Origin of the sequence: Variovorax sp. LjRoot175 (genome assembly GCF_964253805.1) — a bacterium.
GTDB lineage: Bacteria > Pseudomonadota > Gammaproteobacteria > Burkholderiales > Burkholderiaceae_C > Variovorax.
Genome location: NZ_CAXURY020000002.1, coordinates 175,111 through 198,178 on the forward strand (window position 1 = coordinate 175,111; position 23,068 = coordinate 198,178).

Here is a 23,068-nt window from a genome sequence, read left to right on the forward strand (position 1 = left end):
GAGTGGAAGATCTCCAGCCATTACATTTCCTACGTTGCGGTCGCGCCCTGGGGGTAGGCTGCGGCGACCCGGGCCGTGTCGTACATGCAGAGGAAGTTCCGGATCTTGCCCTCGCGTACGACGAACGTCTCGACCAGGCGCGTCCGCCACTCGCGTCCGGTCGCTTTGCAACGGCAGTGTTCGTGGGCAAGAACGGTCACGAAGTCGCCGTCCGCGTGGAATTCGTCGGGACCGAACTCGATAATCTCGCAGGTGTCGGCGAATTTCTGAAGCGCTTCGCCCATACCTCGGGCTCCCATGTACTTACCGGCGAACGGGATGTTGTTGGCACCCAAGAACTCGACCTCGCAGTCGTTTCCAAAATTGGCGAGGACACCCTGGATGTCGCCACTACGGAAGAGGTCGTAAACGTTGCGGACGATGTCGACACTGGTACTCATGGCAATCCTCCTTTCTAAATCGGTAGCACGAACGACACTGCCGGATGTGGTCCGCGCTGTCGTTCCTCTACCGACCAAATCTGCCACCATGCCCGCCGTGGTGCTTCGGCGAAATCACCCAACTCCGCCCGATTCCTCGGGTGGGTAATTTGCGCCAGGACTGTCGGCGATCAAAAGAGCTTGTGGTCGTAGGCGTAGGCGGTGGCGGCCGCACGCGAGGGAACGCCGAGCTTGGTGAGGATGTTGCTCACGTGTCGGTCGATTGTCCGCTCGCTCAGCGACAGTTCGCACGCGATGCCTTTGTTGGTTTTCCCGGCGGCGATCAGCCGAAGCACCTGAAGCTCGCGGGACGTCAGCAAGGGCCGATGGTTGCGTGTCTGTTTCTCGATTGCATCGAGCCGGACGAGATCGGGTAAGGCCCCGAGCTGGTGGAAGACCGCCCTGGCGGCACCAAGCTCGAGTCCAGCTGTCTCGGCGTCGCCCAGCGACAGGCACACTCCTCCGAGAAGCACGCGAACGCGAGCAGCGGCGTACGGCACCCCGAGCTGCTGCCACATTTGGAACGCGCGACGTAGAGGGGCGATCGCTGTCCGGGCATCGCCGTCGGCCAACTCGACGGCACCGCGGGCATGCGCGGCGAGCGCGTGCAGGACGTCTGTGTCGATGGTCTCGGCGAGCTCCTCCAACTCAGCACATGCGGAGCTGGCCTCCTTTACTGCAGACCCGGACAGCATGATTTCGATGTAGGCGGGTAGCAGCTTCGCCCGCTCGAATGGATCGGTCGTCGCGTCTACGACGCGGCGAATCGTCGCGCACGCAGCGTCCCACCGCCCCTGGGCCATGAGGAGCAGCGCCAGTCCGGGTTGCGGTTCGCATCCCCACCGACTTGCGTTGCGGTACGCCTCTTCGGCCGCGGGAACGTTGCCTTGCAACCGAAGAATCTCACCTTGCAAGTAGAACGCTGCGGCAGGCGGTTGTCGGTCGGTCGGCGCGCGACGCTCACAAGCGCGGGTGGCTTCCGACAGTGCGTCCGGCCAGGCTCCTTCGAACTCCAGGATCTCGGCTCGGTGAACCAGACACGTGCCCGTGAACGCCAGCATGTCCGGCTGCTGCTCGCACCATTTGGAGAGCGCGGCGGTCCACTCGCGAGCACGGCTCAGAGCGCACACTTTCTGGCAGGCGTCGAGCACGCTGCAATAGATCAAACCGGTGAAGATGGGCGATAGTTCTCCGGTCATTGCCGCAAGCATCGCCTCGTCGAGCAACGCGAGGCCAGCATTGACCGTTCCTTTGTCGAGGAGAGCACGTCCCTGCAGGTGACGGGCGCAAGCAACCAGATCAGCATCGCCAAAACGCTGACCAACGGCGGCGGCGCGGCTCGCGGCGGCGTGGGCGGCGGCGCCGTTGCGTTCGGCGAGATGCTGCTCGGCGAGCGGCAGCAGCAAGTACCCCTGCTCCACGCAGTCGCGTGATTCGATCAATCGTCCCGCGCGCGAGAGCCATCCGGTCGCGATCCCCTTGTCGCCCCGGAGGAGAGCTGTCAGGGCCAACCAGAATGCCGCGCGTGCCGCTCGTGCCTGGTTGCCGGCGGACAGGTTCAGGTGATGTGCCCGCTCCAGGACTCTCTGGAAATCCTGGTCGCGACCGGTCAAGTAGGCACAGGTCCCCAGCAGCTCGAGGTCGTCGTGATCGAGCGGCCGGGCTTGATCCGCAAGCGAGAGTGCCCCATAGGCCTCACTCCACGCGCGACGGCGATACGCCGCGCGACCCTGTTCGAGCGTGTTGAGCATGGCGCGATCCGTACTCCCATTTGGTGATCTTCACCGATTTGAAGCTTACCGCCCGAAGCATGCCCGATCGCTGAGCTCCTGGGGAAGCGTCTCCCGATGCGTGATCTCCCGGCGTTCCGGGCAGCCACCGGCCTTCTGAGCGAGTCCGGTTGAGAGGGAACGATTCGGGAACGCCTGCGGGCGCAACCTCGGTAAGACGAAGCTGCAGGAGCGCCCAATGAGCGACACGATCAAGGCATTGACCGAAGCGGTACGCGGCCTCGTCATCACCCCGTCCGATTCTGACTACGACGACGCCCGTGCTGTCCACAACGCCATGCACGACCGCAGGCCCCGCGCCGTCATCCGCTGCGTGGATTCCGCCGACGTGATGGCCGCGGTCGCTGCCGCCCGCGACGGCGGCTTGGACCCGGCCATTCGCGGTGGGGGCCACAGCGTTCCCGGATTCGGCACGGTGGACGACGGCCTGGTCATCGACCTGTCGAGGATGAACAACGTGCGGGTCGACCCGGTCAAGAAGATCGCCCGGGTCGGGGGCGGCGCGACGTGGGGCGATGTCGACCACGCGACCTACCCGTTCGGCCTGGCCGCGCCCGGCGGGGTCATCTCCACGACCGGGGTGGGCGGCCTGACGCTGGGCGGCGGCATCGGCTACCTGACCCGCGGCGCCGGTCTCTCCATCGACAACCTGCTGGCAGCCGATGTCGTTCTCGCCGACGGCCGGCAGGTCACCGCGAGCGATTACCAGAACGAAGACCTGTTCTGGGCCCTGCGCGGGGGCAGCGGCAATTTCGGTGTCGTCACCAGCTTCGTGTTTCAGCTCCACGAGGTGGGCGACATCGTGGGCGGCCCGCTGTTCTACGAGTTCGACGATGCCGCGGCGGTCCTGGAGTGCTACCGCGAATACATTGCGGATGCGCCCGAACAGCTCGGCTGCTTCTTCGGCTGGCAGATTGCCCCTGACCTGCCGTTTATCCCCAAGAACCGGGTCGGGGATCTGTTCTGTGTACTGGTCACGTGCTGGAACGGTCCACACGAGGAGGCCGAGCGAGTACTCAAGCCACTGCGCGACGCTGCCGAAGTGAAGGCGGAGCAGTTCGGCGTGATGCCGTACCCGGCCCTGCAAAGCGCCTTCGACTTCTTGGTCCCGAAGGGCATGCAGTACTACTGGAAAGCAGACTTCATCACCGAGCTCACCGACGCGGCGATCGCTGCTCACGTCGAGCATGGCAAAAGGACACCGCACATCAGCTCGAGCATGCATCTCCAGCCGATCAACGGTGCGGCGCAACGGGTCGGCGCCAACGAGACCGCGTTCGGTCACCGGGACAAGAGCTTTGTCCCGCTGATCCTGGGAATCTGGTCGGACCCGGCCGACAACGAGGCCAACATCAAGTGGGTGAAAGACTACTACGCAGCGATTCATCCCCACTCGGGCGGCGACGGGGGCTACGTCAACTTCATGTCGGGCGACGACGATCACCGTGCGCCCGCAAACTATGGCGCCAACTACGAGCGGCTCGCCGCAGTGAAGGCGACCTATGACCCGGACAACCTCTTCCACATCAACCAGAACATCGCTCCGGCGAACGGGAGCTGAGCATCATGGCTTTCGAGATGACCCATCAATGGCTATTCAAGAGCGAAACCTATGACAACTGCAATTGCGCCGTGAATTGCGGTTGCCAATTCAACTTGCCGAGTACACATGGATATTGCCAGTCGGCCTTCGTCGGCAAAGTCGTTGAAGGCCATTTCAACGATACGCCGCTCGCGGGGCTGCATTGGGCGGCGCTGTACAAGTGGCCCGGCGAGATCAAGGACGGAAACGGAAAACGCCAGATCGTCATCGACGAACGTGCGGATGAAGCTCAACGGGCAGCACTTGAAACGATCATCTCGGGTGGGGCATGCGAACTGTCGAGCAATCTATTCGCCGTGTTTGCGTCCACATGCTCGGAATTTTGCAGGACATTGTTCCTGCCGATCAGTCTCGAAGCGAACCTGGAACTCAGAACTGCAAGGGTCGACATCCCGGGCGTCATGCAGAGCAGTGGCAGACCGATCATCAACGAGTTCAACGGTGAACCGTTCCACATTGCGTTGGCGCGTCCGAGTGGCAGCTTCGAGTTCACCTACGCAGAGATCGGGCTGGGGACGACCTCGGTGACGGGCGACATGGAGATGGCGTTCGAAGATTCATGGGCGCACTATTGTGTTCACCACTTCAACCAGCATGGCTTGGTCCGCGAAAGATCAAGGCTCACAGCATGGCTCGACGCGTGACCTCCACACGATCGGGTGAAGAGTAAGGACGGCCCCATCAACGCCACACTCGAGGCATTGGTCAGGCGCGATCGCCTGGTCGTCGTTACCGCGCTGACTGCGGTTATCGCTCTGTCGTGGGCGTATCTGCTGGCCGGCGCCGGCATGGGCATGTCGGCTTTCGAGATGACCCGCGTGTCGCAGCTCGGGATGGCAAGGGGCATGTCCGAAGGGGGTATGGCCGGCATGGCGATGATGACGCGCGCGGCCTGGACGCCCGGCTATGCAGTCCTGATGTTCTTCATGTGGTGGGTCATGATGGTCGCGATGATGCTGCCTAGCGCGGCGCCGGTGATCCTCTTGTTTGCGACGGTCAATCGCAGGCAGCGCGACACCGGCCATCCCTACGTCGCGACGAGTATTTTCGCGTTTGGCTATCTCGCCGCCTGGGCTGGCTTCAGCCTGGTCGCGGTCATCGTGCAGTGGGGGTTCGAGCTCACCGGTGTCCTTTCACCGACGCTCGTCGCGACCAACGCGACCTTGGGCGGCTTCCTGCTGTTCGCCGCCGGCGTTTACCAACTCACCCCGATCAAGCATGCCTGCCTTCGCCAATGCCGATCGCCGCTTGCATTCCTCAGTACCCATTGGCGGCGGGGCGCCCGTGGCGCGCTATGCATGGGTCTTTTGCACGGCGCCTTCTGCGTCGGCTGCTGCTGGCTCCTGATGGGGCTGATGTTTTTCGGCGGCGTGATGAACCTCTACTGGATTGCGGGCCTCGCGCTGTTCGTACTGTGCGAAAAGACTGTCCCTGCGGGACACTGGCTCGGCTACGCGATCGGCGTCGCTCTGCTCGTCTGCGGTGCCGGGATGCTAGCGCTCGCGTTTTAAGAAGGGGCATACAGGCATCACGCGGCCTGTTGGATCACAGGAGAGCAGTTCGATAGTTGAATGACTGCTCTGCTGAAAACTTCCGGTCGGGAAGTGTTCTGGGCGTAAGCTGACAGGCAGAAACTGGCCGGGACCGCCACTGCTACATGCTCGCCGATCGCGGCCAGCGGGAGACCGTGTGATCGCCGCGAAGGACACCTGTCGGGCTCGGTCGTGAACTCACAGTGCCGGGCCACTTCCGGTCGCTCACCCAGCAAGAAAATCGTGTCGCCAACGACCGGTTCCAAGGTGGAGCTGTCGGTCGATCAGAAAATCGCCACGGGCTCCTTTGGGCCCTGAACAGACGTCGGCCGTCCAGATCTCGAGGCCCGAAAGCAGCCTTTGACACGACTGCGAGGTCAGGCCGCGGTTGGAACGTAGGGAAGCACAGCGGCGGTCGCGGAGGCCGAGATGAACAAGGGGTCTGACGATCCGATTGCCATGTCCTCGCGCGCGCGAATGCTTCCATGCGATTCCGGTCCTTTCAATTCGCGGTGATCCCCAACGTCTTTACCAGCGGTCCAAAGCGTGCTCGGTCTGCGGTCATAAGTTGATCCAGCACCGACGGCGCGCCGGGCGTGGCCGTAAGGCCGAAGTCGGCTAGTCGCTTCGTCACATCCGGCTGTGCCAGCGCCTTGTTGACTTCTGCGTTAAGCCTTTGCACGACATCGGCCGGTGTGGACGCGGCGGTAAACACGCCGAACCACACTGCGATGTCGAGGTCGGCGGACGATTCTTTGAATTCAGGCAGGTTGGGAAACACTTCTTTCGCAGCCGGGCCGCTGGTCGCCAACGGGATTACATTGCCGGCCTTCACCTGTGGCATCGCCTCGGCCATGCTCACGATCACCGCATCGACGTCCCCGGCCATGAGGCCTTGCAATGCAAGTGACGTGCCCTTGTACGGCACGTGCGTCATTTGCAGCCCGAGGCGGCTTGCGACCAGTTCCATTGCCATATGAGAAGGGTGGCCTGAACCGCCGCTGCCGAAGTTGATGGCCTTGGGCTTGGACTTTGCGAGCTGGACGAACTCGGCGAACGTCTTCACCTTGAGCGCGGGGCTGACCAGCAGCACCAGCGTGGCCTTGCCCAATAGCGCGACGGAGCGGAAGTCCTTGGTCGGGTCATAGGGCAACTTGGGGAAGACAAAGGGGTTTACCACCATCACCGCATCGGGCGCCACAAGAAGCGTGTGGCCGTCGCCCGGCGCCTTGGCGACATAGTCGGCGGCGATGGCCCCGCTGGCGCCCGCGCGATTGTCCACGATGCTCGGTTGGCCCAGAGCTTCGCCAAGCTTCTGCGCTATGAGTCTCGCGATAACGTCACCCAGCGCCCCCGGCGGGCTACCAACAACTACCTTGATTGGGCGCGAGGAAAGCGGCTGTGCCCATACCGGCAGGTTGGCTGACACAGCGAGTCCGGTTGCGAGCACACGCAGCAGGGCTGTGCGACGACTGGGAAGGGAGTGGGAATAGTCGGTCATGTTGTCTCTTTGATGTGTGCTGGCTCAGATGGAGTTCTTCTTGCGGGCGCGTCGCGACGGCGAAGCTTTGGAAGGACGATTGAAAGAGGCGCCGGAGGCACTTTGCTCCGCGCGTGCCGAAAGCGGTGATGAGAACAGGAGCATTGCTTTGGCCATGCGCATCCATGAGTCCATGAGGTGCTGGAACTCCTCATCCTCTCCCGCGATGAGCTGCCGGACGCCGAAGCCGCGCGCGATCGCGAAGGTCAGGCGAACCACGTCCTTGGCTTGGCGTTCAGGATGACCAGCCTCCACCAGTGCGTCCAGCCAGGCTTGCTCCACTGGCAGGCGATATAACTGCGCCAGACGCTTCACATCGCTACCGAGCGTGGAGGCTGGGTCCACCATCATCAGGTCGAGCGAGAGCAGGAAGTCGTCGCTCAGGAAGAACTCGCGGCTGTCGGCCACCAACTGCTCCAGCAACCGCTCAGGTGCATCGCGACCGGCTTCGATGCGGTTTATCGCGCGCTGTTGCGTTCTTCGATAGACCTCCTCCAGCGCCTGCAGCACCAGCATGTCCTTCGAAGGGAAGTGGTGCGTCTGCGCGCCTTTGGACACGCCCGCGTGCTCGGCAACCTCGGCGGTGCGAAAGCTTGCATATCGCTTCTTTTTCAGCAAATCGATGGCACCGTCGATCAGCTTTCGCTGGGTCGACTGGGTGCGTTCGGCCTGGGTACGGCGAGGGCGTGCGGGTGCGGGCGGCCTGGGCATGGCGTGTATCTCTATGGGTGGCTGGAGACCCGTAGTGTCATCTCACCAATACCCTCGCAGGCGGCGCGGATCTCGTCGCCGGCCACCACTGGTCCCACACCCTCGGGCGTTCCAGTCAGGATCACATCGCCCGGGTGTAGCGTGTAGAGACGCGAAGCGAGCTCGATCAGGTCCGGGATGTCGATGGTCATCGCGGCTGTCGAACTATGCTGGCGCCGTTCGCCGTTCACCCAGAGCGACATCGTGAGCGCGTGCGGATCGGCGATTTCGTCGGCAGTGACGAAACAGGGGCCGAGCACGGTATAGGTGTCGGGCGATTTGCGGAAACTGCGGTCCTCCGCGCCGCGCACCGTCATGTCCAGACCGATGCAGTACCCCGCGACGTGCGACATGGCATCGGCGCGCGAGATGGCGTGGCCAGCCTTGCCGATCACCACGCCCAGCTCTACCTCGTGGTCGGTACGCCGCTCGGGCAGGATGATCTTCACGCCCTCGGCCGGCCCGGCGATGGCCGAAGTGGCCTTGAGGAACAGGCCGTACTTTTCGGCGGGGCGCTCCACGCCCTCGAGTGCCTTGCGGTGCACGCCTTGGTCTACGCCCGCGTCCTTGGTGTCCTGCTCCACGTGCAGTCGGTAGTTTGCCGGCGCAGCCATCACCTTGCTTGGGTTGGTGATCGGGCTGTGCAGGTGCACCTGCGAGAGTTTGTAGGGGCGCGCACTGCGCGGCACGAGGCGCGCGGCGTCCATCAACGCGGGCAGGTGCGCGATCAGCGGGTCGCCCAACGGCACGGGCCACCGCAGCGGCGGCAACGCGTCGAGCGCCGGCGTGATGTCGAACACCTCGTCGCCTTCGATCAGGCCCAGGCAGTCATTGTCGAATCGGCAGAATTTCATCCGGTGCTTCTTTCGTACATTTCTTGTCGCAATTCACAACACTAGGCAGGCACGGCGCCGCGTGCCGCGGCCGGATTCCAGAGCCAGTCGAAGCAGCGGTACAGGTCTTCCGTGGTGCGCTCCTGCAACTGCTGCGTTCGCACTTCGGCGTCGGTGCCGCCGCAGTGGTACGTGTGCCATAGGGCGCGCGACTCGAGCTGCACGCGCGCGGTGCGCACAAAACGCTGGCGCTCGAAGGCCGCGAAGGCGCGCGCCGGGTCTTCGGGGTCTTTCGCCATGAGCGCGGTCAGCGCGGACGCGTCTTCCAGGGCCATCCCCGCACCCTGCGCGAGGGACTGCAGCGTGGCGTGAGCCGAGTCACCCAGCAGCGTCACGCAGCCATCGGCCCAGCGGCGCAGCGGGTTGCGGTCGGCGATCGCCCAGCGGCGCTCAAGGTTGACCACGGAGATCACGTCGCGTACTTCCGACTGGACGCTGGCGGCGGTGTCATCGATGTAGTTCTTGTAGGCGTCGTTGTCGGTGGGCTCCAGACCGGCTGGCACGCGGAATACGGCAACGATGTTCATTTCGGTTCGCTCACGCAGTGGGTAGTAGATGACATGGAAGCCGTCGCCCGTCCACATGGTGACGCCAGTGCGCTCTTGCAGGCTGGCCGGCGCCTCGCGCATTTGCACGATGGTGCGGTGGGCGACGTATCCGGTGTCGCGCGAGGCATCTTCGGGGTGCATTTGCGCGCGCAGGCGCGAACGCAGGCCATCGGCAGCAACCAGCGCGCAACCTTCGATGCTTTCACCGGCCTCGGTTTGCACCTGCACGGCGTCGGCGGTTTGCGTGTAGCTGCTCACGGTGGTGGCCTGGTTCAGGTCCACGCTGGGCAGCTGGCGTAGCGCCCTCAGCAGGATCTCATGCAGGTCCACGCGGTGGATGGCGATGTAGGGTGCGGGGTAGCGGCGCTCGAAGGCCTCGCCCTTGAGCGGCACGCGCACCAGCTTATCGCCGGTGTACGCGTCCAGCAACAGCAGGTCGTCGGGCAGATAAGAGGCTCGGCGCACTTCGTCGCCCAAGCCGAAGCGCTCGAGCACGGGCAGCACGTTGGGGCCGATCTGCACGCCATAGCCGATGGGCGCGATCTCGGCCGATTGTTCGAGAAGCCGCACGCTGCGGCCCTGCTGGCCCAGGCCCAACGCGGTGGCCACTCCACCCAACCCGCCGCCGACGATGAGGACGGGTCGCGTCATTCGCAGGCCTCCAGTCCGTCATAGCCGCAGAACTTCATCAGGCCTTCGTCGGTGAGGGCCACGAGTACCGCATCTTCGCGCGCCGCGTGCGCCACGCGCGCCCCCAGCGGGGCCACGAACACGTCGCCAAAGGCCCAGTGGAAACGCTCGCCGCCAACGGCGCTGGTACCGCTGCCCTTGAGCACCACGTAGATGGCATTGGCGTTGCGCCGGTAGGCGCCGCCCAGCCAGCCCGCGGCCCATTGGTGAACCTTGATAGTGATGGTGGGCATCAAACTGGAGGTGAGGTCCACCGTCCTGCCGAAAAAGGACGCATCGAGGCCGCCAGCACTGGCGGCCGCAAGCCGGCGCTCGATGTCGGCCCACTCGATGCGCATGGGCGAATGGTCGACGCGCTCAGCGTTCTGTTCCCAGTGCTCGGGGTGGTCTTCCGCCTTCATGGGCTCCAGCAGGTGCACAAGCGGGAGGTCAAGGCAGTCGAACCAGAATGCTTGCGCATCGCCGTCGTGCCCGTGCCCATGCCAGTGATTGCCGGGCGTGAGGACGATGTCGCCTGTTTCCATCGGGTGCTGCTTGCCGTTGACCACCGAGTACGACCCGCGCGACTCGATGATCACGCGCAGCGCGTGTGACGAATGGCGATGCGAGCGTGCCTTCTCGCCCGGCAGGATCGACTGGTAGGCCCCCACGAGCGTGCGCGTGGTCGCGAAATCATTGCCCTCGATTGGGTTTCGCAGCACGAAGTTGCGCCGCTCCGCGAGGTCGGTGCCGATGACGCGGCCGGCCGCCAGCAGGGCCGGGCGGATCTCGGCGTAACGCCAATGCGCGGGGACAAACTCAGAGAGAGGGTCGCGCCACATCAGCGGCTGCTTGCGTGCGACCCAGCCAGGGGTGCAGTTCTGTGCATCAATGGCACGGACAAGTTCGTCCACGTCGCGGATCGCGTCGTAACGCGATGGGGGTGTCTCTAAGACTTCTGACATAGAGGTGTTTCCTGTGTGAATGAGGCGCGCGGCTCAGGCGGCGGCCAGTCCCTGGCCCATGCGCCGGTAGGCGCCCTGCGCGGCGAGGCGGCCGAAGATGCAGCCCTTGGCGAGCGACGAGCCGCTCAGATAGGAGGCGCCGTGCAGTCCGCCCATGACTTCGCCTGTGGCGTAAAGACCCGCGATCGGTTGACCGAACACGTCCAGCACGCGGGCACCCGCGTCGGTACGCAGGCCGCAGTAGGTCGAGTTGAGGCCGGTGGTGCAGGCGATGCCGTAGAACGGCGCAGCCGAGAGCGTCGGCACCGTGCCGTAGCCTGCCGTGAGGCAGTCGCGACCCATCTCGTCGCCACCCCGGCCTTCGGCCGCTGCGTTGTAGCGTCCCACTGTGCCTTTCAGTGCCTCGGCGGGCAGGCCGAACAGCCCGGCGAGCTCGTCCAGCGAGTCCGCGCGCTGGATCAGCCCGGCTTCGAGTGCCGAGTTGTAGTCGTCCACCGTGGGGAAGGGTGTGGACTGGTCCATGATGCGCTGGTCGAACACCTGCACGCCGATGCGGCCGGGCTGCTTCAGGCATTCCTCGCCGATCAGCTTGTACGACAGCGATTCGTTTACGAAGCGATCGCCCTTCGTGTTCACGACGATGCCGCCCTTGTACATGGTGTGGACCAGGTGCGGCGCGATCTTTTCCTTGCCCGCGAGCGGCGCCGCGGCGGGTGCGCCGAAGGTGCCTTTGGTGAAGCCCATGTCCACCAGGTCGGCGCCCAGCGCCCAGGCCATGCGCAGGCCGTCTCCCGTGTTGCCTTCACCCCCCATAGGTTTGGCCTCGGCCAGATGCGGCGCGAAGCGGGCTACAAGGTCGCGCGAGCGAGAGAAACCGCCGGTCGCGATGATGACGCCACCCTGGGCCATCACCCGCTCACCGTTCGCCAGCTCCACACCGATGACCCTGCGCTCGGTGTCCTCGCCGCCTGTGAGCAGCCGGCGCGCGCCTGCATTGACGCGGAACGCGCCGCCGGCGTCCAGCAGCGCTTGGTGCAGCACGCGCAGCATATGCTTCGGATCCAGGCTGTGCAGGCGTGGCACTGATTGGCCGCCGCTCAGCGAGACGTTGTCGAAATCGAGGCCCAGTGACTCGAGCCAGCGGTAGGCGTCGTACTGGTGCTCGGCGTAGGCGTGCACCACCTGCGGCTCGTTGGCGTGCTGGCCGCAGGTGAGCAGGTCCTGTTCGAGCAGCTCGGGCGTGTCGGCGATGCCCTGCTCTCTTTGCACGCGGGTGCCGGCGAAGGCGAAGGCCCCGCCGCACATGGCGGTGCTGCCGCCATAGGCTGGCATCTTTTCCAGCAGCACCACTGAGGCGCCAAGGCGCGCCGCTTCGAGCGCTGCGCAGTGGCCGGCCATGCCGGCGCCCACCACGACCACGTCAGGATGCAGGATTTCCTTCTTCATTTCGGTCTCCTCAGTTCAGTCGAGCTGGACGCCGAGCTGCTTGATGACGGCACCCCAGGACTTGATGTCGGCCCTGATCTGCGCGTCCATCTGCTCTGGCGACGCGACCAGCGGTGTGAGCGACTGGGCCGCGAGCAGCGCGGTCATCTCGTCGCCGCGCAGCACCGTGTTGATCTCTTCGTTGAGCTTGCGCACGATGGCCGGTGGCAGACCGCCCGGGCCGACCACGCCCATCCAGATCATCGGGATGTCGACGCCGGTGATGCCTGCCTCGGTGAGCGTGGGCACGTCGGGCAGCGAGGGCACGCGGCTCTTGCCAACAATGGCCAGCGGCGTCAGGCGACCAGCCTTGATGAAGGGCGCCGAGCCTCCAACGTCGAACATGGCCGAATCCACGTCACCGGCAACCACCGATTGCGTCGCGGGCGCAGCGCCCGCAAACGGCACGTGCAGCACGTCGATGCCCACCTTCGATTTCAGCAACTCGGTGGCCAGCGTGTAGGGCTGTGCGGAGCCCGTGGAGGCATATGAAAGCTTGCCGGGGTTGGCCTTGGCGCGGTCGATGTAACCCTTCATCGACGTGATGCCGGTCTTGGGATTCACGAAGATCACGGTCTGGAATTCGGCGAGCAGAGAGATCGCCGTGTAGTCCTTGTTGGCGTCGTAGCCCAGCGGTCGCTTGTAGAGCGCCGGCAGCATCGACCACGGCGTGGTAACGCACAGGTACAGCGTGTAGCCGTCCGGCTTGGCACCGGTGACGTACTGCGTCGCGATGAGGCCATTGCCGCCGGGCTTGTTCTCCACGATGACCGGTTGGCCGAGCCGCTTGGTGAGCCCTTGACCCAGTACGCGGGCGGCGGCATCGAGTCCGCCGCCGGCGCTGAAGGGCACGACGATGCGGATCGGCTTGTCCGGGTAGGCCTGGGACAGCGCGCCCGCGGAAGCGAGGGTCAGGGCTGCCGCCGTGAAGGCGTGCAGCAGGGAAATGCGAGGAATCATGGGTGCGTCTCCGTTCGTTGTCGTGAAATGCCATCGGTACGGCTGGTGTATTCGGGGGGTGCGTTGAGGGAGTGCGTGTGTCACCCGGCCGTCTCGGCGTTGCGGGCCCACCAGGCCGAGGCGTGGCGGCCGCCGAAGCGGCCAGTCTCGGCCGGTTGCAGAACATCGACCTTCAGTGTGGCGTAGGGGCCGAGCCCCGCGCCCAGGATGAGATAGCGGATGACGTCGCCCAGCGGTTCGACGATGCGCGCATTGCGCAGTGGTCCCATGTCCACTGGCGCGAGGCCCAGGTCACGCGCGAGCGCGGCCACGGTGTGGCGCGCTTCGGCATGGTCGGAGGCGATGAAGGCCGAGACCATCTGCGCGCGCAGTTCGTCCACCGGCATCTCGAACAACTCCTGCGCCATGGTGTTGAAGCACTTCACCACCTGGGTCGCGGGGAGCCAGGCCTGGAGCCTTTCCGCGAGGGACTGCGCAATCGGCGCGAAGTCGAACCTTCCTTCGGGAACTGGCCAGTTATTTGGGTCGATGACCACCTTGCCGTCGAGCGCGGAGATGTCGCCGACTACCTGAGCTGGGTGCACATCGCGGACGCTGTAGAAAACCACGTCGCCGAAAATGGCGGCCTCGCGGTTACTGCCTGCCTGCGCATGCACTGCCCCATTTGCTCGCGCGAGGTCGGCTGCATCGATTGCAGTCTGCGGTGCGCGCGCGCCGAAGAACACTTCATGCCCGTGAACAGCCCATCCGCATCCCAAAATGCGGCCCATGTTGCCAGTCCCGACAATGCCGATCTTCATCACATCAGCCCCCTTCTTCTCAGAGCCGGTCGCCGCGCGGGAATAGAGAGAGCAGGCGGTACGAATCGTCCTGATCGTTCGGCTGGCTCAGCGCCATGCCGAAATGCCCGTGGTAGAGCGAGGCGTCGACGGGGCGCTGCGTCACCCAATCGCGCACCACGCTGCGGTAGGAAATCTTCCACACACCATCGCGACACTCATACCGGTTGAACGTGCGGCAAGCTGCGATGGCTTCCGTCGCCGAGCCGTCCGCCGCGCGCTCGCGATGGTAGGAAAGGCGGTGCGTCTCGCCCTCGGCCTTGTCGCCGTCTATGCGGTACCACTCGTTGAGCACGTAGTGCGTTGTGAGTTCGTACTTGGGCAGGAAGTCTCGGAACACCCAATCTGCGAACTCCGTCGCACTGCCGCTGTACATGTCGCCGTGTTCCTCGATCGCATCCTCGAAGAAGATGGAATGCAGCAGTGCAGCGTCACGTCGATCCACCCCGCGGCAATAGGCCATCTCCAGTTCGTGAAGCCGATCCTTCACCAGCAACTCGCGCATCTTCTCGTCAGTCGTTTTCGTCATGGGCTGTCTCTTTATCCTGTTTGGTGGAAGTCGATCTGCATGGAACAAACCGTCCAGCTGGTTTGTAAGTGTGATCCATGAAATTCCCGGCGGCATCAGGGTTTTCGATAGGTGCAGGCCCTCGAACCCTTCGCGCTTAGCGAGGAGACTCGTCTTCAATCGATAGGGCGAACGTCAGAACGCATGGGCCTCGCCCCATTGCGGCTGGGACTACATGACCCCCGCTCGGGGCAGTCGCGCAGCACCCTCGCACAGGGCGCAGTCATGAGCGCCGATGCGGACTATGACCATGATCTACACGCACGTACCAAGAGTGTGGAGGTGGAGCTGTGCGAAGTCAGGTAACTCGATGAGCCGACGGTGATGCCACGAAGCCGGGCGTCCTTGCAGGGCACTTGGGCGCTTTGATCCGCCGTTTTGGTCAAACCGCACCAAAAGAAAATGCGTAAAACGAACGGTGTGGATCGAAAGCCGCTCGCAGCGCAACAAATTTCAGAGGAGCACCTCTTCATTCTTGGTCCAACCTTCCATGGCCAACTTGCAGACGTTGCAGTCACTCGGGATTTCGCTTCCGAGCCCGGCCTATATCCTTGGTGATTATTCGGCCTCATCGGGTTCGTGGCGTATCGTTACGGAAAGCGCGCCGGTCGCCAGCGAAGCAAATGGCTCGGTGTCGCCCTGATGCTCTATCCCTACGCGATTGCACAGACTTGGTTGCTATACGTCGTGGGCGCTGCGCTGTGCGTAGGTGTGCTCATCGACTGCGACTGAGTCTTCGACTTCCAGATTGGGGCAGGAACACGTCGGGGAACTGAACCAAGCTTCAGCGGTATCGAAAGCCATGACGATTCGTGTGGAGTGCTGCGCCGGCCATCGCGGTGAACCGGAACCGTTCGCCTTCTGGCTCGGCGAGCGCCGGCTTGCCGTGCGTGGCATCGTTGACCGCTGGTTTGCGCCAACGCAGCGCTGGTTCAAGGTCGACGCAGATGACGGGCATCTTTACGTCCTCCGATGCGACGAGAAGACCGGGGACTGGGAACTTGCCGCCTTCACGCTTGGGCCCGGCCAAGTCCAGCAGCTACCGCCATGGCTCGAGGCGTTTCTCGTCACGGCTTGCAAGATTGAGCGGTAGCTCCGGACGTCTGCTCTTGGGCCGCATTCTGCCTTCGCGCTGGGCGCCCATCTTCAAGCGACCTGTTTCTCGCCCTTGGCGTAACGGGTAGGGCGGCGAGGTGATGATTGCGGAGATTTGATCCGTCAGTTTGCCGGCGAGCGTCTCGGTCCGGGTCCAGATGGCCACGCCCAGATCGGTGCTGAACGCGACCAGTGGCACCCCCTCGGGCGCCGGCGTGAGGTCGCCTTCCTGCTGCGCCTTGGGGGTCAGGCGCCAATTGCCGCACTGGCCAGGAACGCGCTCGAGCAGCCCGAGCTTGCGCAGCGTTTGCTGTGCCAGCGGACGTTCCGGTGCGCCAGGTTGTGGGGCTGGCGCGCACGGCCAACAGGCTTGCGCTCACCGCCGACCAGGTCGAGCGCTTAGGAGAGAGCCTGGTTCGAGATGCCTTCTTCGTTGATCTGGACGTTCCGATAGGCGCTCGTGTAGTGGAACCACGAAGGTGCAGAGACGGCGCCATGACGGGCGGCGAATGAGGCGGCTCAGGGGAGCGAGGTTGCGAGCCCCTTCGTACGATGACTGATGACGAACTCGCGCAGCGAGTGCAGCGCCGGGTTGCGCGAGTCCTCGCGCCATGCCAGATAGATCTCGGCGGTGACGTCCTTGCGCCAGAGCGGCCTCAGCACCACGTTCTCGAAGCCGAGATACTTCGCCGAGGCGGGGACGATGGCGATTCCGATGCCCGAGCGCACCAATGAAACGATCGTATGGGTTTGCCCGATGTGATGCACGTACTCCGGCGAGCGGTCCGTTGCGGGAAACAGATCGACGATCTTGTCGTGGAAGTATTTACCCTCCCTTTCCGAGTACATGATCATCGGCTCGCCGGCCAGATCTTCGCGGCGCACGCGAGACTTGCTGGCCAACGGATGCCGGGCAGGCAGCGCGAGCACCATGGGCTCTTTCGCGATGCGGTGATAGCGAATGCCTGCCGCCGGCTGCGTCGGCCGCACGAAGCCGAGGTCGATGGTCTCCGACTCGAGCGCGCGAAGCTGGTCTGACGAGACCATCTCCTTCAGCAGGATGCGGATGGCGGGCAATGCCTTGCTCACAGCCGCCAAGAGTTCCGGGATGAGCGCATAGCCGCAGACGGCCGTGTAGCCGACCACAACGCGGCCGGCCTCGCCGCGGGCAGTGCGTCGCGCCATGTCGGCAGCAAGCTCGGTGCGGCGCAGGATCGCCTCGGCTTCTTCACACAGGACTGCGCCGGCGGCTGTGAGGCGCACTCTCCGGCTCGTCCGTTCCAGCAGCTGGGCGCCCACGGCATGTTCGAGCAGCTGGATCTGGCGCGACAGCGGAGGCTGCGTCATGTGAAGCCGCGCCGCGGCGCGGCCGAAATGCAGTTCCTTGGCGACGGCGACGAAGCAGCGCAGTTGGAAGAAGTCAAGCATCGATCCAGATTGTGCATCGATCGATCCAGGATCTGGCTTGGACTTTTATCGATCCGCTTCTTAGACTCCAGTTCAAATCCTCCAGGAGACTTTGCATGCGTCCACTCGTCCTGGGCATCCTTGCCGCAGCGACTGCTGCGTCCTTCGCCGCGCCGGCCACTGCCCAATCATTCCCCGCCAAACCGATTCGCATCGTGGTGCCCGCGACACCGGGTGGCGCGATTGATCTCGCCGCCCGCGTCATCGGCGACAAGCTCGCGCAGGCGTGGGGCCAGCCAGTCGTCGTCGACAACAAGCCGGGCGCCGCGGGCATCTCCGGCACGGACATCGTCGCGAAGGCGCCTGCAGACGGCTACACCTTCGCGCTCGTCGCGAGCAGCCATGCGATCAACGCCACGCTCTACGGCAAGCTGCCGTACGACACGCAGAAGGACTTCACGCCCGTCGCACTCACCCACGTGGTGCCGCTGGTGCTGGTCGTGAACAACAACCTGCCGGCGAAGAGCGTGCGCGACTTCGCGAACTACCTCAAGGCGAACCCGGGCAAGGTGAGCTACGCGTCTTCGGGCAACGGCGGTGCGCCGCACCTGTCGGCGGAGCTGTTCAAGTCGCTGACCGCAACGACGATGACGCACATACCCTACAAGGGCAGCACCGCGGCGCATACGGACCTCATCTCCGGCGAGGTGCAGGCGATGTTCGACACCGTGGTTGCGATCGGACCTCAGATCAAGGCCGGCAAGGTGCGGCCCCTGGGCGTGACCACGGCGAAGCGCTCCGCCGCATTGCCCGAGGTCCCGACGATCGCCGAGTCCGGCGTGAGCGGCTACGAAACGAGCACCTGGGGCGGGCTTATCGCGCCCGCCGGCACGCCGAAGGACATCGTGGCCAAGGTCAACGCGGAGGTGAACCGCATCCTGAAGATGCCGGATGTGCGCGAGCGGCTGCAGGCTTCGGGCGCCGAGCCGGGGAGCGGAAGCGCCGATGACTTCGATCGTTTCATCCAGTCGGAGATGCAGAAGTGGGGACAAGTGGTCAAGGCCTCCGGCGCCACGGCCACGCAGTGAAGGGGCAGCCTTGAAGAAGTCATTGATTGCGGCACTGGTCTCCATCTCGGCGGCTGGTGCCTTCGCGCAAACGTGGCCGGCGCGCGCCGTCACGCTGGTGGTCCCATTTCCCCCGGGTGGCGGCACCGATACCGGCGCCCGCATCGTCGCGCAGCAGCTCTCGAAGAAGTGGGGCCAGCCGGTCGTGGTGGAGAACAAGGGCGGGGCGGCGGGACAGATCGGCGCCGAGTTCGTGGCCAAGGCGCGCCCCGACGGCTACACCATCCTCATGGGAAACATCGGAACACAAGCGATCAATCCCGTGCTCTATCCGAAGCTGCCGTACAACCCCGACACGGCGTTTGCGCCCATCGCTCTGGTGGCGGAATTGCCCCTCGCGATGATGGTTCATCCCGGCGTGCCGGCGAGGTCGGCGAAGGAACTCGTCGCGCTGGCCAAGGCGCAGCCCGGCAAGCTCAGCTACAGCAGTTCCGGCGCCGGCGGCGCTCCGCACCTCGCGGCCGAGATGTTCAAGGACGCGACGGGCAGCTTCATCCTTCACGTGCCCTACCGCGGTGGCGGACCTGCGATCGCCGACCTGCTGGCCGGGCACGTCCAGCTTTCCTTCATGACCGTTCTGGAAGCCAGCGGGCACATCAACGCGGGAAAGCTGCGTGCGCTGGCCGTCACCAGCGACAAGCGCGTGAGTGCGCTTCCTGCCGTGCCCACCCTCGCGGAATCGGCGGTGCCGGGATTCAACAGCATCTCGTGGATCGGGCTGTTGGCGCCGGCGCCGACCCCGCGCGATGTGGTCGAGAAGATCTCCGCCGATCTGCGCGAGGCGGTGGCGAATGACGAAGTGCGGGAGAAGCTGGTTCAGCTCGGCGCCGTCCCAGCCGCGACGACGCCCGATCAGTTTGCGCGGCTGATCGACAACGACCGCAAGCGCTATGCAGAGATCATTCGCGTGCGCAACGTCAAGATCGATTGAAGAAGATGACCGACCGTCCCGTCCTCCTCCAGACCATCGCGCTGCTGCCTTCGCTGGAGCGCGCACTCGCCGAAAGCTACATCGTGCATCGCCTGCCTGGGCGCGGGTCTGAGCGCGATGCCTTTCTCGCCGAGCGCGGCGCGGAGATCACAGGGGTGGTGACATCGGCGGCCAGCGGTGCCGACGCTGGCTTGATCGGCTTGCTGCCCAACCTGCGTGTCATCTCGAGCTTTGGCGTCGGCCTCGATCGCCTGGACGTCACCGCCGCGGCGCAGCGCGGAATACCCGTCGGCTACACCCCGGATGTTCTCAACGACTGCGTCGCGGACATGGCCATGGGACTGCTGCTGTCGGTGGCGCGGCGGCTGCCGGAGGCGGACCGCTACGTACGCGCGAAAGGCTGGCAGGGTGGCGGCCACTCGCCCTTTCCCCTGGGCCGGCAGGTGAGTGGCGCGAAGCTCGGACTCGTTGGCCTCGGCCGCATCGGCCGGACGATCGCCCGGCGCGCGCTGGGATTCGACATGGAAGTTCGGTACCACACACGGCGGGCTGTGGAAGGCGTCGATTGGGCCTATGAACCTCAGTTGCTCGATCTTGTGCGCTGGGCGGATTTCCTCGTGATCATCACAGCGGGCGGTCCGGGTACCCGCCACCTCGTGGATGCCGCGGTGCTCGATGCACTGGGCGCCAAGGGCTATCTGGTGAACGTGGCCAGGGGTACGGTGGTCGACGAAGCGGCCCTTGTCGACGCATTGAAGGGAAAGCAGATCGCCGGCGCCGCCCTCGACGTTTTCGAGGACGAGCCGCGTGTGCCGGTCGACCTCCTCACGCTCGACAACGTGGTGCTCGCACCGCACATCGCGAGTTCGACGGTGCAGACCCGGGAAGCCATGGGCCGAAGGGTGCTGGACAATCTTTCGGCGTTCTTCTCGGGGCGCGCGTTGCCCAGCGCTGCTGCGAGCTGATGCTGCCTCGCCGCGGAACTTGCAAGAACTGAGAGCCTTCGGGAGCACTTCCATCCCGCCTGTTTGTGCGCCACTGTGTTTTGAAGCATGACGTTGGGTGCTGTGTGTTGGTGTCGATAGCTTCTGGCCAACTTCGTCCGCTCTTGGGCCGGATTCTGCCGGCTATCGGTAGCTGTGCATGACAAAGTTGGGCACGGAGCCTGCCCGGACCTTTCGCTCCCAAATGTCCAACCACGCGCCACCCATCTTCCAGAAGACTCTGCACTGTTGAAAATAGCTAAGAACTGACCCGAACTCCCCGTGCTTCAGCAGCTCTTTTGCGAGCTGCATGCTTGGCCCGAACGAACCGAGTTGAGGCGACCCGCTGGTTTCGCCGGACGCTTTGAGCTCCTGTATACCAAGCAGCAGTTCGTCCTGTCGCACCGCAAGGAGGCCCAGGACGGTGTGCGCAAAATGAATGGCATTGCCGTGGTTCCAGTTCCGCTCAAAGGAAGTCGCAAGGTCAAGCAAGCTCCGGGCGAGCTGTTCTGCCAAGTCGTAGCGCTCAAGATTGAAGGCTGCGACAGCCGCACCCGGCAGCGCGTAAAAGCGGTCTTCTTCACTCGCTACGCCTTCCAACTTCTCGATTGCAACAGGTGCACGCTCAAGAGTAAGGCGCCTAAGTTGCCTCTGCATGCGTCGCGTGAGCGGCTCTCGCTCGCTCTCAGCTTCGAAGCTAGTCCGTTTGCTCGTGCGCTTTGGCATCTTGTTGCGTTCCTAGCCTTCGACCGGCGGCATCGCTTCGAAGCCCGGCAGCGACCGAAGCAGCGCAGTCATCGACTTTGCAGCAAGCGCCGGTACATCCGCAATGTCCACCCACCTAAACTGGTCCACTTCGGGGGTCATCACGCCTGACGCGCGGTGAGGGAAGAAGCTCGTGCATTTGCATGCCGCGATGTCGCAGTTGCGCGTGTGCAGGACGACACGGAAAAGGTGTAGGTCCTTTCGGGAGAGGTAAAGCATGCGCCCAAGCTCCTCCATCGAATCCGCAATCAGTTCGATACCCGTTTCTTCCCGGACTTCGCGGATGGCCGCCTCGCGCGGAGACTCGCCTTCTTCCGCGCCACCCTTTGGGATGTCCCAGTGCTTCTGCCCGGTGGCGTGCGCCAGCAGGAGCTGACCCAGCTCGTTCAGGATGAGCACCCCATAAGAAGTGGTCTTCATAGGCACCGAATTGTCGTTGGGCGCGGCACGGTTTGCGACGTCATTGCTGGCCGACTGTAGCCGGCGATCGACCGGTCCCAATCACCGCTCAACGCGAAACTGGACCGCCGTGACGTAGGTCCGCTTGGCCGAATGTAGCCAGTCCGGGCCGGCCCGCCGCGCAGGAGTCGAGTTTGAGGCGCGGGCGACTTTCGAGCACCAGGGCTCTCAGACGAAAGCGGCGTAGTCATGCAGGTCTTTGCATCCATACCCTCGACTAACGAGGGCGGCACGCTGCTCAGAGGTGAACTCGGGCGAGAAGACGACTCTCTCCTGCGTCCAGTTGCTCAGGTGTTTGTGCTCGCGTGCAGCCATGAATCCCGCGACATGCTGGTCGAAGGCCTCGAGGGCCGCGTTGTCGTGCGCGCCAGCGGTGCGCTTACAGGAGCCGAAGCGAATACGCTTGCTGGCCTCATCCAGCGCGACAAGGTCTATCTCGATGCTACGGGCCACGTCCCGAGGCCTATTCCAGTAACCGAGCCTGAGCTCAGACAGCTCGAAGTCGCCGAGGCCTTTGCGAGACATCTCGGTATGCAGGCCGCGCACCAGCTTTTCGAAGGAGAAGCCCTCGAGAACCTCAAGCCGGCGCAGAGCCGGAGCCAGTGCTTTGTCCAACGGTTTGAGCCGCGCGGCTTCACGAGCGGGCTTCGCCACCGCAAGCCACGCCTGCAGGAAATTGTCGGCGAGGTAGTAGCGCGCATTTCGGCTCTTGCTGTCCGAGAACACAGGATGGAGCTTGTCCACCATGCGGTAGTCGTTGACGAGCCGGCTGATGTGCGTGCCTAGTGGCGTCTTGTCGTGAGGGTCGTTCAACGCCGTGACCAGGTCTCCATTGCTGCAACCTGCGTGGTCGGCCAGGTAGTGCAATATGGAAACGGCTCGGCCGCGCAGTTCGCGCAGGAACCACGTGTCGGCCTCTTCAGACAACGGGCTGGAGCCGCGCACGAACATTCGGGTCAGCAGCTCTCGAGCGAGGTCCGCCGCGGGTGCCGCGAACAGGTCCTGCTCGAATGCATCGTGATAGAACTTTGGGACCCCTTCGAAGAAGGTCCAGAGCGTGAGCCATCGCTGCGGTTCCTCAACACCTTGGCTACGGAACACCGCCATCAGGTCCTGGAAGTCCCAGTGGTCCAGCCGGATTTGTGCCGTTATGCGCCCATACAGGGGTGCTGCCTTGTCGTCCAGGAGGGCATTCATCTCGGACTGAAGAGAGCCCAGCACGAACAGCCCGCCGCGGCGCAGACCAGCGTTGCGCAGCCGGTCCACCTGCGCTTGAAGGAACGAATTGAACGCATGAAGCTTGGCGCGCGTGAAGTACTGGAACTCATCCAGCACGACAACCATGCCCGCATCGCAGAGCTGGCCGATGGCACCGGCCATTGACGCAAAATCCGTCACGTTTGCCGCAAGCGCCTGTGCATCGTCGCGCTCGCATTCGCCAAGGCTTCGAGCGAACGTGGTTGCGACATCGCGCTCGTCGGAATCGGGCACTTGCATGTACACGAGGTTCGCCCCCAGGCTAGCCTCGCCCTTTGCAAGCTGGCCCAGCAGCGTTGTCTTGCCTATCCGACGGCGTCCCTCGATGCGGCAGAAGTACCAGCGCTCGGCCTCAACAACGCGCCGAAGCTCCGCCAACGGCTCGGTCCGCCCGTAGAAGCCCCACTCAGCCATGAAATTCAT

22 protein-coding genes are annotated in these 23,068 nt (G+C 64.2%); 7 read left to right on the forward strand and 15 right to left on the reverse strand.

Features of this window, described 5'->3' with window-relative positions; translation table 11 throughout:
- Positions 1–29: 29 nt before the first annotated feature.
- Complete coding sequence (locus tag ACSQ89_RS30725) at positions 30–440, reverse strand: nuclear transport factor 2 family protein (RefSeq protein WP_436293111.1); 411 nt, start codon at positions 438–440, stop codon at positions 30–32.
- 170 nt (positions 441–610) lie between these two features.
- Complete coding sequence (locus tag ACSQ89_RS30730) at positions 611–2,230, reverse strand: LuxR C-terminal-related transcriptional regulator (RefSeq protein ID WP_436293110.1); 1,620 nt, start codon at positions 2,228–2,230, stop codon at positions 611–613.
- Positions 2,231–2,447: 217 nt separating this feature from the next.
- Here ACSQ89_RS30730 and ACSQ89_RS30735 point away from each other — a divergent pair, with 217 nt between their 5' ends.
- From ACSQ89_RS30735 to ACSQ89_RS30745, 3 genes are read left to right on the forward strand one after another with little or no spacing between them, the layout of a single operon-like run.
- The gene (locus tag ACSQ89_RS30735; RefSeq protein ID WP_436293109.1) at positions 2,448–3,830 is read left to right on the forward strand and encodes an FAD-binding oxidoreductase; all 1,383 of its coding nucleotides are present in this window, start codon (positions 2,448–2,450) and stop codon (positions 3,828–3,830) included.
- 5 nt (positions 3,831–3,835) lie between these two features.
- Entirely contained in the window at positions 3,836–4,516 is a 681-nt protein-coding gene (locus ACSQ89_RS30740; RefSeq protein ID WP_436293108.1) for a DUF1326 domain-containing protein, read from the forward strand.
- Positions 4,517–4,531: 15 nt separating this feature from the next.
- The gene (locus tag ACSQ89_RS30745) at positions 4,532–5,383 is read left to right on the forward strand and encodes a DUF2182 domain-containing protein (protein ID WP_436293107.1); all 852 of its coding nucleotides are present in this window, start codon (positions 4,532–4,534) and stop codon (positions 5,381–5,383) included.
- A 523-nt stretch (positions 5,384–5,906) separates the two neighbouring features.
- Here ACSQ89_RS30745 and ACSQ89_RS30750 read toward each other — a convergent pair.
- From ACSQ89_RS30750 to ACSQ89_RS30790, 9 genes are all read right to left on the reverse strand, one after another.
- Positions 5,907–6,905: a Bug family tripartite tricarboxylate transporter substrate binding protein gene (locus tag ACSQ89_RS30750; protein WP_436293106.1), complete on the reverse strand. Its 999-nt coding sequence runs from the start codon at positions 6,903–6,905 to the stop codon at positions 5,907–5,909.
- A 24-nt stretch (positions 6,906–6,929) separates the two neighbouring features.
- Positions 6,930–7,655, reverse strand: a complete 726-nt coding sequence (locus ACSQ89_RS30755) for a TetR/AcrR family transcriptional regulator (protein WP_436293105.1) — start codon at positions 7,653–7,655, stop codon at positions 6,930–6,932.
- Positions 7,656–7,666: 11 nt separating this feature from the next.
- A complete protein-coding gene (locus tag ACSQ89_RS30760; protein ID WP_436293104.1) occupies positions 7,667–8,548 on the reverse strand; it encodes a fumarylacetoacetate hydrolase family protein in 882 nt (293 codons plus the stop codon).
- Positions 8,549–8,589: 41 nt separating this feature from the next.
- Positions 8,590–9,786, reverse strand: coding sequence for an FAD-dependent monooxygenase (locus ACSQ89_RS30765; RefSeq protein WP_436293103.1), 1,197 nt, complete (start codon positions 9,784–9,786; stop codon positions 8,590–8,592).
- Positions 9,783–10,769, reverse strand: a complete 987-nt coding sequence (locus tag ACSQ89_RS30770) for a cupin domain-containing protein (protein ID WP_436293102.1) — start codon at positions 10,767–10,769, stop codon at positions 9,783–9,785. Before ACSQ89_RS30770 ends, ACSQ89_RS30765 begins: the two co-directional genes overlap by 4 nt.
- 33 nt (positions 10,770–10,802) lie before the next feature.
- A complete protein-coding gene (locus ACSQ89_RS30775; RefSeq protein ID WP_436293101.1) occupies positions 10,803–12,215 on the reverse strand; it encodes an FAD-dependent oxidoreductase in 1,413 nt (470 codons plus the stop codon).
- A 15-nt stretch (positions 12,216–12,230) separates the two neighbouring features.
- Positions 12,231–13,214: a Bug family tripartite tricarboxylate transporter substrate binding protein gene (locus ACSQ89_RS30780; protein ID WP_436293100.1), complete on the reverse strand. Its 984-nt coding sequence runs from the start codon at positions 13,212–13,214 to the stop codon at positions 12,231–12,233.
- A gap of 80 nt (positions 13,215–13,294) precedes the next feature.
- Positions 13,295–14,014, reverse strand: a complete 720-nt coding sequence (locus ACSQ89_RS30785) for an NADPH-dependent F420 reductase (RefSeq protein WP_436293099.1) — start codon at positions 14,012–14,014, stop codon at positions 13,295–13,297.
- A gap of 19 nt (positions 14,015–14,033) precedes the next feature.
- The gene (locus tag ACSQ89_RS30790; protein ID WP_436296783.1) at positions 14,034–14,558 is read right to left on the reverse strand and encodes a nuclear transport factor 2 family protein; all 525 of its coding nucleotides are present in this window, start codon (positions 14,556–14,558) and stop codon (positions 14,034–14,036) included.
- Positions 14,559–15,423: 865 nt separating this feature from the next.
- Here ACSQ89_RS30790 and ACSQ89_RS30795 point away from each other — a divergent pair.
- Positions 15,424–15,714 carry a hypothetical protein gene (locus ACSQ89_RS30795; protein ID WP_436293097.1) on the forward strand — a complete coding sequence of 97 codons (291 nt, stop codon included), beginning with the start codon at positions 15,424–15,426 and terminating at the stop codon, positions 15,712–15,714.
- Between the two features lie 521 nt (positions 15,715–16,235).
- Here the strand turns inward: ACSQ89_RS30795 and ACSQ89_RS30800 are convergent.
- Complete coding sequence (locus tag ACSQ89_RS30800; RefSeq protein ID WP_436293096.1) at positions 16,236–17,144, reverse strand: LysR family transcriptional regulator; 909 nt, start codon at positions 17,142–17,144, stop codon at positions 16,236–16,238.
- Between the two features lie 95 nt (positions 17,145–17,239).
- Here ACSQ89_RS30800 and ACSQ89_RS30805 point away from each other — a divergent pair, with 95 nt between their 5' ends.
- Genes ACSQ89_RS30805 through ACSQ89_RS30815 form a run of 3 tightly spaced genes read left to right on the forward strand, consistent with a single transcriptional unit; the run spans position 17,240 to position 20,146 of the window.
- Positions 17,240–18,211, forward strand: a complete 972-nt coding sequence (locus ACSQ89_RS30805; RefSeq protein ID WP_436293095.1) for a tripartite tricarboxylate transporter substrate binding protein — start codon at positions 17,240–17,242, stop codon at positions 18,209–18,211.
- A gap of 10 nt (positions 18,212–18,221) precedes the next feature.
- The gene (locus tag ACSQ89_RS30810) at positions 18,222–19,181 is read left to right on the forward strand and encodes a Bug family tripartite tricarboxylate transporter substrate binding protein (RefSeq protein ID WP_436296784.1); all 960 of its coding nucleotides are present in this window, start codon (positions 18,222–18,224) and stop codon (positions 19,179–19,181) included.
- A gap of 5 nt (positions 19,182–19,186) precedes the next feature.
- Positions 19,187–20,146 carry a 2-hydroxyacid dehydrogenase gene (locus ACSQ89_RS30815; RefSeq protein WP_436293093.1) on the forward strand — a complete coding sequence of 320 codons (960 nt, stop codon included), beginning with the start codon at positions 19,187–19,189 and terminating at the stop codon, positions 20,144–20,146.
- A gap of 162 nt (positions 20,147–20,308) precedes the next feature.
- On the opposite strand, the gene ACSQ89_RS30820 is transcribed toward ACSQ89_RS30815, so the two are convergent.
- From ACSQ89_RS30820 to ACSQ89_RS30830, 3 genes are all read right to left on the reverse strand, one after another.
- Positions 20,309–20,890 carry a hypothetical protein gene (locus tag ACSQ89_RS30820; protein ID WP_436293092.1) on the reverse strand — a complete coding sequence of 194 codons (582 nt, stop codon included), beginning with the start codon at positions 20,888–20,890 and terminating at the stop codon, positions 20,309–20,311.
- A 12-nt stretch (positions 20,891–20,902) separates the two neighbouring features.
- Positions 20,903–21,349, reverse strand: coding sequence for an NUDIX hydrolase (locus ACSQ89_RS30825; RefSeq protein WP_436293091.1), 447 nt, complete (start codon positions 21,347–21,349; stop codon positions 20,903–20,905).
- 207 nt (positions 21,350–21,556) lie between these two features.
- Positions 21,557–23,068 (reverse strand): ATP-binding protein, encoded by a 1,512-nt coding sequence (locus tag ACSQ89_RS30830; protein WP_436293090.1) that lies wholly within the window; start codon positions 23,066–23,068, stop codon positions 21,557–21,559.

Excerpts from the sequence above, each read along its gene's own strand:
- ACSQ89_RS30725 (WP_436293111.1), bottom strand. The coding sequence starts at position 440 with ATGAGTACCAGTGTCGACATCGTCCGCAACGTTTACGACCTCTTCCGT.
- ACSQ89_RS30730 (WP_436293110.1), bottom strand. The coding sequence starts at position 2,230 with ATGCTCAACACGCTCGAACAGGGTCGCGCGGCGTATCGCCGTCGCGCG.
- ACSQ89_RS30735 (WP_436293109.1), top strand. The coding sequence starts at position 2,448 with ATGAGCGACACGATCAAGGCATTGACCGAAGCGGTACGCGGCCTCGTC.
- ACSQ89_RS30740 (WP_436293108.1), top strand. The coding sequence starts at position 3,836 with ATGGCTTTCGAGATGACCCATCAATGGCTATTCAAGAGCGAAACCTAT.
- ACSQ89_RS30750 (WP_436293106.1), bottom strand. The coding sequence starts at position 6,905 with ATGACCGACTATTCCCACTCCCTTCCCAGTCGTCGCACAGCCCTGCTG.
- ACSQ89_RS30755 (WP_436293105.1), bottom strand. The coding sequence starts at position 7,655 with ATGCCCAGGCCGCCCGCACCCGCACGCCCTCGCCGTACCCAGGCCGAA.
- ACSQ89_RS30760 (WP_436293104.1), bottom strand. The coding sequence starts at position 8,548 with ATGAAATTCTGCCGATTCGACAATGACTGCCTGGGCCTGATCGAAGGC.
- ACSQ89_RS30765 (WP_436293103.1), bottom strand. The coding sequence starts at position 9,786 with ATGACGCGACCCGTCCTCATCGTCGGCGGCGGGTTGGGTGGAGTGGCC.
- ACSQ89_RS30770 (WP_436293102.1), bottom strand. The coding sequence starts at position 10,769 with ATGTCAGAAGTCTTAGAGACACCCCCATCGCGTTACGACGCGATCCGC.
- ACSQ89_RS30775 (WP_436293101.1), bottom strand. The coding sequence starts at position 12,215 with ATGAAGAAGGAAATCCTGCATCCTGACGTGGTCGTGGTGGGCGCCGGC.
- ACSQ89_RS30780 (WP_436293100.1), bottom strand. The coding sequence starts at position 13,214 with ATGATTCCTCGCATTTCCCTGCTGCACGCCTTCACGGCGGCAGCCCTG.
- ACSQ89_RS30785 (WP_436293099.1), bottom strand. The coding sequence starts at position 14,014 with ATGAAGATCGGCATTGTCGGGACTGGCAACATGGGCCGCATTTTGGGA.
- ACSQ89_RS30790 (WP_436296783.1), bottom strand. The coding sequence starts at position 14,558 with ATGCGCGAGTTGCTGGTGAAGGATCGGCTTCACGAACTGGAGATGGCC.
- ACSQ89_RS30795 (WP_436293097.1), top strand. The coding sequence starts at position 15,424 with ATGACGATTCGTGTGGAGTGCTGCGCCGGCCATCGCGGTGAACCGGAA.
- ACSQ89_RS30800 (WP_436293096.1), bottom strand. The coding sequence starts at position 17,144 with ATGCTTGACTTCTTCCAACTGCGCTGCTTCGTCGCCGTCGCCAAGGAA.
- ACSQ89_RS30805 (WP_436293095.1), top strand. The coding sequence starts at position 17,240 with ATGCGTCCACTCGTCCTGGGCATCCTTGCCGCAGCGACTGCTGCGTCC.
- ACSQ89_RS30815 (WP_436293093.1), top strand. The coding sequence starts at position 19,187 with ATGACCGACCGTCCCGTCCTCCTCCAGACCATCGCGCTGCTGCCTTCG.
- ACSQ89_RS30820 (WP_436293092.1), bottom strand. The coding sequence starts at position 20,890 with ATGCCAAAGCGCACGAGCAAACGGACTAGCTTCGAAGCTGAGAGCGAG.
- ACSQ89_RS30825 (WP_436293091.1), bottom strand. The coding sequence starts at position 21,349 with ATGAAGACCACTTCTTATGGGGTGCTCATCCTGAACGAGCTGGGTCAG.
- ACSQ89_RS30830 (WP_436293090.1), bottom strand. The coding sequence starts at position 23,068 with ATGAATTTCATGGCTGAGTGGGGCTTCTACGGGCGGACCGAGCCGTTG.